Raw genomic sequence first — 14,226 nt, 5'->3', positions numbered from 1 at the left:
AACAAACTACCTATAAAGTGCTAGCTATCAATAGTAAAAGGCATCTTAGAATGACGAATAAGAAAGAATCTGGGGTAATGAATCTTACTCGAAGAGGCTTCATGAAAGCTTCCTCTGCAGTAGGTAGTGCAGCTGCACTTGCGGGCGGTATTGCATTACCTTTCAAATCCAAACCAGTAGCGGCTGCAGTTGCTGAAAATGTGGATGAGAAAATCGTATGGAGTGCATGTACAGTAAACTGTGGCTCTCGCTGCCCACTGCGTATGCATGTACAAAACGGTGAAATCAAATACGTAGAAACAGACAACACAGGCACTGACGAATACGGTCATCACCAAGTTCGTGCGTGTCTACGTGGTCGCTCGATGCGCCGCCGTGTTTATAACCCAGATCGCCTAAAGTACCCAATGAAACGTGTGGGTAAACGTGGTGAAGGTAAATTTAAGCGTATTAGCTGGGAAGAGGCTTATGATGAAGTCGCTGGCACCATGCAACGCCTTATCAAAGACTACGGTAACGACACTATCTACCTAAACTACGGTACAGGTACGCTGGGCGGCACGGTTACTAAATCTTGGCCACCAGCTCAAACGCTGATTGCTCGTCTAATGAACCTAAGTGGTGGTTACTTAAACCATTACGGTGACTACTCAACAGCGCAAATCACGAAAGGCTTGAGCTACACCTACGGCGGTTGGGCAAACAACAACTCTTTCTCTGATTTAGAGAACACTAAACTTAATATTCAGTTTGGTAATAACCCTGCTGAGACGCGTATGTCTGGTGGCGGCCAGATCCACCACTACGTTGAAAGCAAAAACAAATCAAACGCAAGAACGATCATCATCGACCCTCGCTACACCGATACTGCCGGTGGCCGTGAAGATCAATGGATCCCAATTCGTCCTTCTACAGATGCGGCATTGGTAGCGGGTCTTGCACACGTGATGATCACTGAAGACCTTGTCGACCAACCGTTCCTAGACAAATACTGTGTCGGTTACGATGAGAAGACCCTTCCTGCATCAGCGCCTAAAAACAGCGACTACAAATCTTACATCCTAGGTTTAGGTGAAGATGGCGTAGAGAAGACACCAGAATGGGCTTCTAAGATCACGGGGATTCCAGTTGACACCATCGTTAAGCTTGGCCGTGAAATGGGCACAGCGAAACCATGTGCGATTCACCAAGGTTGGGGCTTACAACGCACTGCGAACGGTGAACTAGCGTGTCGTGCAATCGCGATGCTGTCACTGCTCACTGGTTCTGTGGGCGTATCAGGCGGTTCAACAGGCGCTCGTGAAAGCGACATCAACATTCCATTTGTGCGCTTCCCTACTGTGCCAAACCCAGTTGAAACGTCTATTTCAATGTTCATGTGGACAGACGCGATTTACCGTCACCATGAAATGACCGACATCACTGATGGTGTTCGCGGTGCAGAGCGCCTTAAGAACCCAATCAAGATGATCTGGAACTACGCAGGTAACTGCATCATTAACCAACACTCAGACATCAACAAGACTCACGCGATTCTTCAAGATGAAAGTGCGTGTGAAATGATTGTCGTGGTTGATAACCATATGACGTCTTCAGCGAAGTACGCCGATATCATCCTGCCAGACTTAACAACGTCTGAGCAAGACGACTGGTGTATGGACGGTAAAGCGGCGAACATGCCTTACTTCATCTACGCGCAGAAAGCGATTGAGCCTCAGTTTGAAGCAAAATCTATCTACGAGATGTGTACTCAGCTTGCGAAACGAATGGGCGTAGAAAAAGAGTTCACCGAAGGCCGTACTCAAGAGCAATGGATTGAGCACCTTTACGCAGAAACTCGTAAGAACGATCCAACACTGCCAACCTTCGAAGAGATGAAAGAGCTGGGTATCTACAAACGTAGCTACGACCACCACTACATCGCTTATGAAGATTTCCGTAAAGATCCTGAAGCGAACCCACTGACCACACCAAGTGGCAAGATCGAGATCTACTCAGAGCAACTGGCTGATATCGCGAAGACTTGGAAGCTGAAAGAAGACGAAGTGATTCACCCACTTCCGATTTACGCGGACTCTTTCGAAGGTCATAACGACCCACTAGCAGAGAAGTACCCACTTCAGCTAACCGGTTTCCACTACAAGGCTCGTACTCACTCGACTTACGGCAACGTTGCAGAAATCAAAGCAGCAGCACCGCAAGAGTTGTGGATCAACCCAATCGATGCAAAAGAACGTGGTATTGATAGCGGCGACATGGTGAGTATTTTCAACGACCGTGGCGAAGTACATATTCCAGCGAAAGTGACACCTAGGATTCTTCCTCGAGTTGTGGCACTAGGCGAAGGTGCATGGTACGCACCAGATGGTCAGAAGATCGACCATGCAGGCTCTATCAACGTGCTGACGACTCAGCGCCCGAGCCCACTTGCTAAGGGTAACCCTCAGCATACAAACCTAGTTCAAATCAAAGCGCTAAAGAAAGCATAAGGTAGGTTGGAATGAAACAATACGGCTTTTACATTGATTCAAGTAAATGCACGGGTTGTAAAACCTGTCAGCTTGCTTGTAAAGATTATAACGATCTAGACATCAAAACGAACTACCGTCGCGTATACGAATATGCCGGTGGTGGCTTCACTCAAGATGGTGATACCTGGGTTCAGAAAGATGTCTTTTCTTACTACCTATCTATCGCTTGTAACCACTGTACTAACCCAGCGTGTGTGAAAGTGTGTCCTTCGGGCGCAATGCACAAACGTGATGAAGACGGTTTGGTTGTGGTTGATGAGAGCGTATGTATTGGTTGTCAGCACTGTAGCAATGCGTGTCCTTACGGCGCACCACAATACAATGCTAAGAAAGGTCATATGACGAAATGCGATGGTTGTTACCAACGTGTTTCTGAAGGCAAACAGCCTATCTGTGTTGAGTCTTGCCCACTTCGTGCATTGGAGTTTGGTGAAATCAATACACTTCGTGAGAAGTACGGCTCTGGTGCGGATGTGGCTCCACTGCCATCTTCAACAGAAACGCTACCAAACATCGTGATTAAGTTGAACAAAAACGCGAAGCCGACTGGCGATACCAGCGGTCACCTAGCAAACCCGAAGGAGGTGTAAGATGATTTTTCATGAGTGGTCTTTAATCTTCTTTACGGTGCTGGCGCAAACTGCGGTTGGTGGTTACTTACTGATTGGCGCACGTGCACTGGTACTTGGTCATGACGAAGAGAAGCTGAACAGCTACAAGGTTCCAATGTTTATCCTATGGGTACTGATGGGTCTTGGCTTCATGTTCTCGACAACGCACCTTGGCTCTCCACTGCGCGCGTTTAACGCTTTTAATCAGCTAGGTTCGGCTTGGTTGTCTAACGAAGTGTTCTTCGGTGCGGCATTCTTCGCTGTCGGTGGCCTGCAATGGTTACTGTCGGTAGTCAAGAAAGGTGGCGTTGCTATCCAGAAAGCACTGATGGTTGGCGCGATGGTACTGGGTGTTATCTTCATGTACGCGATGATCAACGTATACATGATCAACACAGTACCGACGTGGGACAACATCTACACACCACTGAGCTTCATCATGACGATGGTTGTGGGTGGCTTGCTGTTATCTCAGTTCGTGATTGTATTCGCAAACGACAGCCGCTTTACGGTTGACCGTAACATCACCATGTTGGCTGTTATCGCTGTTGCTATCAGCTTGCTTGTGACAGTAGGAAAACTGAACCTAATCGGAGACATCCAAACTTCAGCGGCAAAAGCGTCTGAGTTAGTCGATGGTTTAGGTAGCTATGTGATTCTTCAAGTGGCACTGCTAATGGCAAGCTTGTTGATTTGGATTCTACCTATGCTGAACAAAGCAAAAGTGAACCCAGTTAACCTTGGCTTAGCACTAGTATTGTTCTTGGCTTCAGAGTTAATCGGCCGTGGTTTGTTCTACAGCCTACATATGACAAGCGGTTTGTAATCGAGTTCTTACAGACATGAGTTGCGTGTAAACATCGCTGCTTGTTTGGTTATCTAGAAGGCTAGATAAACAAAAGGCCCAACACCTATTTAGATGTTGGGCCTTTTTATTTCGTTTTTTCTAGCGTTTTTAATACAGACTTAGCGAGTTCGCTTACATCGTTAGCTTACATAGCTACTTAATGATAGCCGCTGGAATAAACATGTCTTTTAATCGCTTAACCGAAGAATAAGTACCAAACATCGGTTTGTTATCTAAATGCCTTCTCAGCATATCGGCGGCAACGGTCTTAATCACGTTGCGTTGGTCTTCACGCGAGTACTGACGATAAAACTCAAGTACCTGCCCCCACTCGCCTGCTTCAGTCGACAATGCAACGCTGAATGTGTTGCCTTCCAGCTTACCAGTCACCAAAGCCAATTCAGTTCCGCACTTATCTCTTGTTGCTCCAGCCAGCGCAAAGGTCGCGGCTAATGGATCGCTCTTTTCAAGTTCGCTCTCTTTTGGCTCAGCCATCACCCATGAGTGTCCGAAGCAATCTTCTATCTGCTCATTCAATTGCAGCCACGCTGACAGTGAACCTTTGGTCGACACTTCAGACACAGATAACGTCTTCTTTTTTTCCGCCATGATGTGTCCAATATGGTCAATCATCGGCTCATCAACACTAACGACATTACTCTCTAGCAGCTTGTAAACCATCTGCAGAAGCTTAACGCGAGTTTCTAAGTCTGCCTTAGGACCAAACAGTTTGACCTCAATGAACGGCAGATAAGAGCGATAACCAAGTTCATAACCTTCTGGCAGCTTTAGTTGATCCAAAACATCAGAGATACCGGACTCAGACAAACCAAACGTAAACAGTCGACTGCATTCAGAGGCAACCACTTGAGGGTAAGTACACGACAAGTCAGGAAGAATCTCAAACGTCACCATGCGCTTGAATTCACTTGGTACACCCGGCGTGAAATAGAAAGTCGCATCGTTAATTTTCAGTTTGAAGCCACAAGCCGTCCCCACAGGGTTATCGACAATCTCTGAACTCGCAGGTAACAAAGCTTGTTTAAGGTTGCTGTCTGGCATTGGCATGCCACGTCCAGAGAACATCTCTTCCATACGAGCAAGCCATTCAGGGAACATGACGAGTTTCTGCTCGGAAGCAGCTGCAGCGGCGGCAGCACTCATATCATCGGTTGTCGGGCCTAAACCACCATTAACGATAACCACATCATAGTTAAAGCTCAGCATCAGCAGTTCTTCAACAAGAGCATTCATTTGATCACCCACAGTTGAGCGCTTAGCAAGCGCAAAACCATGCTGATAAAACTCAGCAGACATCCAAGCTGCGTTTGTATCTACAATGTCTCCATGAAGAACTTCTTCACCTGTGCTTAACATTGCGATTTTCGTCATATTTCTATCCCTTGTTGTCATAAAAAGACACTGCATTATTTACAAACTGGTCTATGGTTGAATTTGGAGCAATTCGCCTTTTCACTAATATTAATAATGTTAAACCTAAGGTTTTCTTAGGAAAAGCTATAAAAATTATTAGTTCCCTAAATCAGGCATTTAATAGATAATTGTGACCCTGATCAATTCCAAACTTTCTCATGGAGACCCTTGTGGCCAAATCACCGTTACTAGCAAAGGTTACTGCCGCATTTTCAATGCTAATGTCAGTTAACTCGGTTGCAAGCCAATACGACTTCGACCAGCCAATCAACCTTTCTTACTCGGATGAATGTGCTCAAGATTACTGTTTTAATGACAACTTGTACACCTACAAGCCTAGTACCAATTACGCACTGAGCGAATCGAGTGATGAGTACGACTTCTCAATCCAACAACCAAAACACATGTTGGTGAGTCAGGAGAAAGATTGGGATTACCTAATGGGTCAAACCTACACCATTCTTGGCTTGAGTGTCGCGACAGTGGGTCTAATGACTCTGCTCCCTGAAAGTATTACTAAGTGGGATGATGACCAACGTGATATCAGCTCATTAGGTAAAAAGTGGAAAGATAACGTTTCTGCTGGTCCAACATGGGACCGTGACGAACACTTCCTAAACTACGTAATGCACCCATATTTCGGTGGTGTTTACTACACCGCAGCTCGACACGCAGGTTACGACGAGTTTGAGTCATTCTTATACTCTTGGACTATGTCGACGTTCTTCTGGGAATACGGCGTAGAAGCGTTTGCAGAAGTACCTTCATGGCAAGATCTCTTCATCACACCTTTCTTCGGTGCGGTTGTCGGTGAAATGATGCTAGAAGCAGAGCAGGATATCATTGCTTCAGGTGGCGAAGTGATGGGCTCTCAAACCATGGGTGATGTGTCGCTATTCTTCCTTAACCCTGTTGGACACATTCACTACTGGGTAAGTGACGCATGGGGCGGTGATGCAGAAGTTAACCTGAATACTAACCCTTGGTGGGATAACCAAGACGCTGCACGTTTTGCTTACGATGCTGGCGCACCATACGACTCTCAGTTTGTTGGTATGAACTTCAAAGTAACGTTCTAATTCGTCTCTAGTGCTACTCAATATAAGTTATTGAGTATAAGTTGCTGAATCATCAATCACAGTGACAACTCTTCTAAAAAGCGGCTCTCTAGCCGCTTTTTTTGTGCCCTACTCTTCATTCTCTTTTTTTGCATCGAAGCTTAGTTTCAAAAATTGACCTAGGTCAAACATTGTTCGATGTAACCTTCTACACTGAAATTAAAGAACTTTATCGCGTGATATCAAACATTTAATTAGCAAAGAATAATTGAAACCTTGGGGGCTGATATGAACAGTACATTTATCGTAAACTTTATCGGAAAAGCATCACCAGCAACAATCAAACAGCTTGCTGCGGTTACTCACGAAAACGACGGCAAATGGCTCATCAGTAAAGTGAACTTTATTGAAGACCAAGTCGCAGGCGTACTAAAGGTTCAACTTCCAGCCATCAACGAATCGATTGTAAAAGAAGCGTTCAGCGCCAATCCAGATCTCATCGTGCAGTTTGTCGATTCCGATCATACACACAATGTTCAAGACACGGTCCATCACTTGAGACTCGACTCTAACGACCGAGCAGGTATCGTCAACGAAGTGACTCATGTATTGGATAGACAAGGAATCAGTATTCTCGATATGGATTGTCACCGCGTCTTTATCGCTGGTGGCGGCGGTGTTAGCTCAAGTCTATTCACATCAAAAATCGCCGTTAAGCTGCCAATCGAAGTACAGATCGACGACGTAGTTAATGAACTCGAAACGCTCAGTGAAGATACTCGTGTGATGATTGAAAGCTAAATAAACAAAATTAAAGAACAAAAAAGAGCAGCTCATTAGCTGCTCTTTGTATTGCTCTGAACTTGTGATTCAGTTACTTAACTGACCATTGTGATAATGAGCGTTTGAAGTCTTCATAGCCGAATTCATTTAGCTTCTGAACATCACCACTGCTACGTTCACAGTAGATTGAAGGCATTTTAAGGCCATTGAACCAGTTCAATTTCACCATTGTGTAACCCGCGCTGTCTAACAGATGCAGCTTTTGACCAATCTTAAGTGGCTCATCAAAGCTCGCTTCGCAGAACTGATCGCCCGCAAGACATGAACACGAACCAATCACGTAGTCATGGCTGCCTGTTTCTGATGCTTCCAATACTGATGCGGGCTCATTGTAGATAAGCGTGTCAAGGCGGTGCGCCTCAGTCGCTGAATCCACAATCGCTGTTTTCTTCACGTTCTCAACAATATCGACCACTGTCACAACTAGGTCGGTTGTTTTAGTGATGATCGCTTCACCCGGCTCAAGATACATCTGCACACCGTGCTTTTCAGAGAAGGCTTTCAGCGCAAGACCGAGTTTTTCGATGTCATAGCCAGGCCATGTGAAGAACACACCTCCGCCCATGCTCACCCAGTCCAACTTATCTAAGTGCTCACCAAACTGTTCTGAGATTGAATCAAGCAGGCCGATAAACGCATCGACGTCTTTGTTCTCACAGTTCATGTGGAACATCACACCATTAATCTCATCGAAAATTTCTGGTTTGATGTGGTCAGCTTGCACGCCCAAACGCGAGAATTGACGTGCTGGATTCGCCAAGTCTTGCCCTGCGTAGCTCACGCCCGGATTTAAACGTAAACCCAGTGAAGCTTTACCTTCAACAATATGACGGTAAGCAGCAAGTTGGCTTTGAGAGTTGAAGATCATCTTGTCGCAGATGTCAGCAACCTCTCTCACGTCATCTTCACTGTAGCCCACACTGTAAGCATGAGTTTCACCGCCAAAAGTTTCGTGACCTAATTTCACTTCATAAGGGCCAGAACTAGTAGTACCGTCTAGGTACGGTTTGATGATGTCAAACACGCCCCAAGTCGAGAAGCACTTAAGCGCAAGTACCAATTTCACACCTGAAATCTCTTTCAGTTGCTTGGCTTTTTCTAAGTTCGCAATCAACTTGTCTTCGTTGATCATGAAATATGGGGTTTTTAGTTCTTCTTTCTTAAACGTCATTTTTGTAAACACTCAAGCAGCATCTATAGATGGAAAGGTAAATTAACAATTTTGGTGTGATTTATTTTGATTTTGTCCTGTCCGAGCGCAGTGAGTTACAAAATCAAAATAAATGATACCAAAGCTTCAAGGCTATCATCATCGAAAAGGGAACAATCCATGTCCCCTTTAATTAGCAATCAAAACAAGAAATCAGTTCTTATTTTTTCAGCTCATGAATCACTGGAAGACCTTGGCCTGCTTCAAGCTCTTGAACATGCCAATCTAGACCAATTTCCGGCATAGTTGCTAGGAACGGATCTGGATTTAGCTGTTCCATGTTGAACACGCCTTTATCAGCCCATTCGCCACGGAAGAACTGAAGTGCAGCGGTAATCGCTGGAACACCAGTTGTGTAAGAGATCGCTTGGTGCTCTACGTCTTCGTAAGCCACTTCGTGGTCTGCGTTATTGTAGATGAATACGCTACGCTCTTTACCATCTTTCTTACCTTGAACCCAAGTACCGATACACGTTAAACCAGTGTAACCCGGAGCTAGAGATGTTGGATCCGGTAGTAGTGCTTTAAGAACATGCAGAGGCTGAACCACAGTACCATCGTGCAGTGTTAGCGGATCTGGGCTAAGAAGACCGATATCACGCATGCAGTTGAAGTAGTTCAAGTATGCATCACCAAAGCCCATCCAAAATTCGATACGCTTAGCTGGGATGAACTCTTTCATTGAACGAACTTCATCGTGCGCCATTGAGTAAACTTTGTGAGAACCACAGTTCGGGAATTCAAACTCAAGCATACGAGAGTGACAAGGTACTTGTTTCCACTCTTCATTTTCCCAGTAGAAAGAATCGCCTTGGATCTCAAGCATGTTGGTTTCTGGGTCAAAGTTTGTCGCAAACTTCTTGCCGTGGTCACCAGCATTCACATCCATTACATCAATTGAGTCAATCTCATCGAACAAGTGCTTAACCGCGTATGCAGCAAAGATTGATACCACACCTGGATCGAAACCAGCACCAAGAATACCTGTGATGCCTGCTTCAGCGAACTTCTCACGGTAGCCCCACTGCCAATCGTAAGCTTGTGGTACTTGTTGGCCTTCAGAACATAGGTCAACTGCTACCGATGTATCTAAATAAGAAACTTTAGATTGGTAACATGCTTCCATGATTGCCATGTTTACCCAAGGAGGACCAGCGTTGATCACTAGATCCGGCTGAACTTCTTTAATCAAAGCAACAAGCGCATCAACATCATCAGCGTCTACTGAACGTGCTTCTAGTTTCTTAGTTGAATCTTTAAGGTTGTTTTTGCCCTTGATAGATTCGATGATTTTTTCACACTTCGCGATTGTGCGAGAAGCGATTGTGATATCACCCAGTACTTCGTTATTTTGTGCTGCTTTGTGTGCAACAACCCAACCAACGCCGCCTGCACCAATTTGTAGAATAGCCATAGTATTAATTACCCTTGTTGTTCTGCTAGCTCAGTGGCTAGAGTTTGAATTTTGTTAATTAGAGATTTGAAATCTGATGTCTTTAGGCACGGATTCAAGATAGTGAATTTAAGCGCACTCTTACCATCCACGACCGTTTCACCGAGTACTGCAACACCACGAGTCAGCGCTTCCAGTCTTAGCGTTTGATTCAATTTGTCTAAATCTAGCTCGCCGTTTGCTGACGGCTTAGATCGGAACAGCACTGTTGATAGTGACGGCTCTGCGAGTAGCTCTAAGTCAGCTTGGTTTTGAATCAGGTCTGCCACTTCTAGCGTTTGCTCAAGAAGATGGTCGTACATATCACCCAACTGCTTTGGTCCAACGCTTTGCATCGTCATGAAGACTTTCAATGCATCGAAACGCTTGGTGGTCGCAATAGACTTATCGACTAGATTTGGCAGTTCATCGTGTTCGCGGTTTAGGTAATCTGCGTGATGTAGAAGGTACTTAAAGTTCGCTTTGTCTTTCAACAATACCGCGCCGCAGCTGATTGTTTGATAGAACAATTTGTGGAAATCGACACTCACAGAGTCCGCTTTTTCAATGCCTTGTAAGCGAGCCTTGTGGCTACTCAAGATAAGCGCGCCACCGTAAGCACTGTCGACATGGAACCAAAGGCCTTGTTGGCTTGCGAGGTCTGCAATCGCATCAAGGTCGTCGATAGCACCGTGATCGGTTGTACCCGCCGTACCGACAACAGCAAAAGGAATCAACCCTTGTGCTTTAAGCGCTTTCACTTCTGCATCTAACAAATCAGGCTTGATAGTGCCGTTTGCATTGGTGTCAACACAGCACACTGCCGCTTCGCCTAGCCCTAGTAGAGAGGCTGACTTTTGAACCGTGAAGTGAGATTTCTTTGAACATAAGATACGCAGCTTGCTCGCGTATTCTGGTAAGCCAAGCTTTTGGATTGAGTGACCATTGTGCTTATCCGCAACCCAGTCTCTCGCAAGCAATAAACCCATTAGGTTACTTTGCGTGCCACCGCTAGTGAAAACACCGTCAGCTTGTGCGCCAAGTTGGTATTTGTCACACATCCAATCCACGACGCGCTGCTCAACATAAGTCGCAGCCGATGCTTGGTCCCATGAATCCATTGATTGATTCAATGCCGCGATAATCGATTCCGCTGCTACCGAAGCCATAAGAGGAGGAGTGTGAAGGTGTGCAATGCAATCTGGGTGTTGCACGAAGATGGAGTTTGCAGCGACAAGGTCTGCAGTACTATCTACAACATCAACCAAAGCGTGTTGATTGTTATCAAGGTCGACAGCATTGATAGCTGCTTCTAGCACTTTTGGATCTAAACCCGAATAAGGGGTTTCAACCTGTTCAAAAACCGCTTTCATCGCTTGAGTGGTTTGGTTCATCACGTTAGCAAATTCGTCGCTACCGCCTAAACCTGTATGGATGAAATGCTTGTTCCATTCTTGGTTTGCTTGTTCGCTTGAAGCTGGGTCTTGTTGTAAGCCACCACCAGCTGCGATGATCGCTTCTTCCATTACGCGGAGTGCAAAGTCAATCTGCTCAAAAGAGATAATCATTGGCGGAAGGAAACGAATTACCGAGCCATCACGACCACCCTTTTCAACCATCAAGCCACGCTCTAACGCTGCTCGTTGAATCGCTAGGGTTAGTTCGCCGTCTGATTGTGGTTCGCCAAACTTGTTAAGCTCACCATTTGGTTGTTTGATCTCAGCACCGAGCATCAGGCCTTTACCACGAACTTCAGCAATACAGCTAACGCGTGATTGAATCTTCTCAAGCCCGTGACGTAAATATTGGCCTGCGATGTTCGCGTGCTCAACTAAGCCATCTCGTTCGATGATCTCCAACGCCTTAGCGCCAGAGACCATTGCTAATTGGTTACCACGGAATGTACCGGTGTGCTCACCCGCTTTCCATGTATCAATGCTCTTATCGAACACAAGCAGCGACATAGGCAGTCCGCCACCAATCGCTTTAGATAAACATAAGATATCTGGATTAACACCAGACTCTTCAAACGCAAATCGATGGCCAGTTTTGCCCACACCACACTGAATCTCATCAAAAATCAGTAGGATGCCGTGCTCATCACAGATGCGACGTAGGCCTTGTAACCAAGATGCTGGAGCAGGAATCACACCGCCCTCACCTTGCACAGGCTCAACGATCATCGCCGCCGGTTTCATGATGCCAGACTCGTCATCATTCAACATACGTTCGATGTAACGAATGCTCGCGTTAGCACCCGCTTCACCACCAATACCAAACGGGCAGCGTAGGTTGTATGGGAAAGGCATGAAGTGCACATCAGACATCAAGCCGCTACGACGCTCTTTAGTGCCGAGGTTACCCATCATACCCATGGTGCCGTTCGTCATACCATGGTAAGCACCACGGAAAGCAAACATGGTGTTGCGACCTGTGGTTTGCTTGGCGAGCTTGATCGCCGCTTCCACAGCGTCAGCGCCAGATGGGCCACAGAATTGAAGAACCGAGTTATTTGAAAAGTCTTGAGGAAGAAAAGCTTTAACTCGTTTGATAAACGTCTCTTTTGCTTGAGTCGTGATATCAAGTGTTTGGTATGGCAAACCAGAATCGAGTTGGTCTTTAAGTGCTTGGTTAATCTCAGGGTGGTTGTAACCCAGAGAAAGTGTACCTGCACCGGCTAAGCAATCGAGAAAGAGTTGGCCACGAGTATCTTCAACTAAAGCGCCACATGCTCGTTTAATAGCAATAGGCAGGCGTCTTGGGTAAGAGCGAACATCCGACTCATGCTGTTCTTGCTCTAGCAAAATAGCGTCAGGTGTTAGGTCGTACGTTCCCTCTAAGATAGGAACCATAGTTGAAAATGAATTTGCGATAGTATTGATATCGACTTCAAAGGCGGTAGTCATAAAAGTCCCCTTGAATGTGTTCATACTCACCTCCATCAGACGCAATTACCCACCAACTCTCGTTAAATTTGGAGAGAGTTCATAGTGAAGTACACGTATTGTCTAGAAATGAGATATAGCTGTACGCTCGCATAAGTCAAATGACGAATACGAAATTAAGCCGTCTTAAGACAGCGATAAATTGTTAGCGTGAGCTCAAGGTTCAGTAATGCTACTGTTTTGAAGAATTGGACATTTTTGCAGGATCGGGCAGCTATGAGGAGCTGGTCCCTTTGGAAATGCAGAGCTGATTAGCAATGTTGTAATTAGTGTGTTCAATGTTGGGTTTCCCATTAACATGACGAACTGCGCCATAAGTATCCCGTCTATCAGCTAAAGGACTAGCCAATACCTACCCTACGTAATGTCCCAATCAGCAAGAATGGTCACTACGCGTATCCCCCAGAAGCAATCGTTGCTCTTCTTGAACATTTTCATTCCGAGATTGCGCGGGAAAGTAACATAAAGTGAAATGAACGATCAATAGTTTTTAGTAATAGCTTGATAAATAGCAGCGGTGGCTAAGCAATTGCTGTAAATATCGTCACACTATCGTTTGGGAAAGAGATCCCCGGTTCATTCGTTCCTCATACCCGAGGATGACGACGTGGGGTTATAAACGTTGCTAGAGAAGCTTTTAGGTCATGGCGTCACTCCCTAGAGCGAGGTATGAATTCATAGAGAACCCCTTACAACATGTCATTGTATTGCTTTATTCAAGAAACTATCTGATGCAATAGATTAAACTGAAGTTAATCAGCAAGCGGCAAGAGATCCCCGGTTCATTCGTTCCTCACACCCGAGGATGACGACGTGGGTGTACAGGCGGTGTTAGTGATGGCTTTGAGGCTGTGGCGCCTTTCCGTCATTCCTTAGCCTGAAGAATGAGTTCATTGGGAGTCCCTTACAACATGTCGATGTATTGTTTTATTCAGAAACTATCTGATGCAATAGATTAAACTGAAGTTAATCAGCAAACGGCAAGAGCTCCCCGGTTCGCTCGTTCCTCACGCCCGAGGATGACGACGTGGATTTATAAACGTTACTAGAGAGACTTTGAGGTCATACCGTCTTTCCGTCATTCCCTAGCACGAGGAACGAGTTCATAGGGAATCTCGCTTTTAAAAACTAACTTGATTGCAAAATTTGAAACAGAGATAGAAATGAATGTTGAGTGCGGATTCGAACAAGAAGAGTTCTTAAACGTAAAAGCTAAACGTCAGAAACCAAAAAGCCCGAACATTTCTGTTCGGGCTTCTTAATTTGGAGCGATACATCGGGTTCGAACCGATGACCTCAACCTTGGCAAGGTTGC

General features: G+C 45.5%; 9 protein-coding genes. 5 read left to right on the top strand and 4 right to left on the bottom strand.

The genetic code is table 11. From position 1 onward, the window contains the following. Positions 1-50 precede the first annotated feature (50 nt). The 3 genes from AB6D06_RS14365 to AB6D06_RS14355 are packed head-to-tail and all read left to right on the top strand — an operon-like array spanning position 51 to position 3,968. Positions 51-2,489: a DmsA/YnfE/YnfF family dimethyl sulfoxide reductase gene (locus AB6D06_RS14365; protein WP_017069171.1), complete on the top strand. Its 2,439-nt coding sequence runs from the start codon at positions 51-53 to the stop codon at positions 2,487-2,489. Positions 2,490-2,500: 11 nt separating this feature from the next. Beyond that, positions 2,501-3,121 (top strand): DMSO/selenate family reductase complex B subunit, encoded by a 621-nt coding sequence (locus tag AB6D06_RS14360; protein ID WP_004733360.1) that lies wholly within the window; start codon positions 2,501-2,503, stop codon positions 3,119-3,121. A 1-nt stretch (position 3,122) separates the two neighbouring features. Beyond that, complete coding sequence (locus AB6D06_RS14355; protein WP_017060997.1) at positions 3,123-3,968, top strand: DmsC/YnfH family molybdoenzyme membrane anchor subunit; 846 nt, start codon at positions 3,123-3,125, stop codon at positions 3,966-3,968. A gap of 174 nt (positions 3,969-4,142) precedes the next feature. Here AB6D06_RS14355 and AB6D06_RS14350 read toward each other — a convergent pair whose 3' ends face one another. Then, positions 4,143-5,381, bottom strand: a complete 1,239-nt coding sequence (locus tag AB6D06_RS14350) for a CinA family nicotinamide mononucleotide deamidase-related protein (protein WP_017069172.1) — start codon at positions 5,379-5,381, stop codon at positions 4,143-4,145. 212 nt (positions 5,382-5,593) lie between these two features. On the opposite strand from AB6D06_RS14350, the gene AB6D06_RS14345 reads away from it, so the two are divergent. Both AB6D06_RS14345 and AB6D06_RS14340 read left to right on the top strand, forming a co-directional pair. Beyond that, positions 5,594-6,502, top strand: a complete 909-nt coding sequence (locus tag AB6D06_RS14345) for a DUF3943 domain-containing protein (protein WP_017069173.1) — start codon at positions 5,594-5,596, stop codon at positions 6,500-6,502. Between the two features lie 267 nt (positions 6,503-6,769). Then, positions 6,770-7,282 (top strand): glycine cleavage system protein R, encoded by a 513-nt coding sequence (locus AB6D06_RS14340; RefSeq protein ID WP_017061000.1) that lies wholly within the window; start codon positions 6,770-6,772, stop codon positions 7,280-7,282. A 73-nt stretch (positions 7,283-7,355) separates the two neighbouring features. Here AB6D06_RS14340 and nspC read toward each other — a convergent pair whose 3' ends face one another. From nspC to AB6D06_RS14325, 3 genes are all read right to left on the bottom strand, one after another. After that, complete coding sequence (nspC, locus tag AB6D06_RS14335; RefSeq protein ID WP_102333645.1) at positions 7,356-8,495, bottom strand: carboxynorspermidine decarboxylase; 1,140 nt, start codon at positions 8,493-8,495, stop codon at positions 7,356-7,358. Positions 8,496-8,694: 199 nt separating this feature from the next. Next, on the bottom strand, positions 8,695-9,948 hold the full coding sequence (locus tag AB6D06_RS14330; RefSeq protein ID WP_017061002.1) for a carboxynorspermidine synthase: 1,254 nt from the start codon (positions 9,946-9,948) through the stop codon (positions 8,695-8,697). A gap of 8 nt (positions 9,949-9,956) precedes the next feature. Continuing rightward, on the bottom strand, positions 9,957-12,896 hold the full coding sequence (locus AB6D06_RS14325) for a pyridoxal phosphate-dependent class III aminotransferase (RefSeq protein WP_170791836.1): 2,940 nt from the start codon (positions 12,894-12,896) through the stop codon (positions 9,957-9,959). Between the last annotated feature and the right edge of the window lie 1,330 nt (positions 12,897-14,226).

Source organism: Vibrio sp. 10N.239.311.G01 (assembly GCF_041465805.1).
In the GTDB taxonomy this organism is placed as follows: domain Bacteria; phylum Pseudomonadota; class Gammaproteobacteria; order Enterobacterales; family Vibrionaceae; genus Vibrio; species Vibrio crassostreae_C.
The sequence above is the reverse complement of the archived record's forward strand: the minus strand, read 5'-3'. Positions and strand labels throughout refer to the sequence as shown.

What these genes read in the sequence shown, in the direction of transcription:
- nspC (WP_102333645.1), bottom strand. Translation starts at nt 8,495, where the DNA reads ATGACGTTTAAGAAAGAAGAACTAAAAACCCCATATTTCATGATCAAC.
- AB6D06_RS14360 (WP_004733360.1), top strand. Translation starts at nt 2,501, where the DNA reads ATGAAACAATACGGCTTTTACATTGATTCAAGTAAATGCACGGGTTGT.
- AB6D06_RS14355 (WP_017060997.1), top strand. Translation starts at nt 3,123, where the DNA reads ATGATTTTTCATGAGTGGTCTTTAATCTTCTTTACGGTGCTGGCGCAA.
- AB6D06_RS14340 (WP_017061000.1), top strand. Translation starts at nt 6,770, where the DNA reads ATGAACAGTACATTTATCGTAAACTTTATCGGAAAAGCATCACCAGCA.
- AB6D06_RS14365 (WP_017069171.1), top strand. Translation starts at nt 51, where the DNA reads ATGACGAATAAGAAAGAATCTGGGGTAATGAATCTTACTCGAAGAGGC.
- AB6D06_RS14330 (WP_017061002.1), bottom strand. Translation starts at nt 9,948, where the DNA reads ATGGCTATTCTACAAATTGGTGCAGGCGGCGTTGGTTGGGTTGTTGCA.
- AB6D06_RS14325 (WP_170791836.1), bottom strand. Translation starts at nt 12,896, where the DNA reads ATGAACACATTCAAGGGGACTTTTATGACTACCGCCTTTGAAGTCGAT.
- AB6D06_RS14350 (WP_017069172.1), bottom strand. Translation starts at nt 5,381, where the DNA reads ATGACGAAAATCGCAATGTTAAGCACAGGTGAAGAAGTTCTTCATGGA.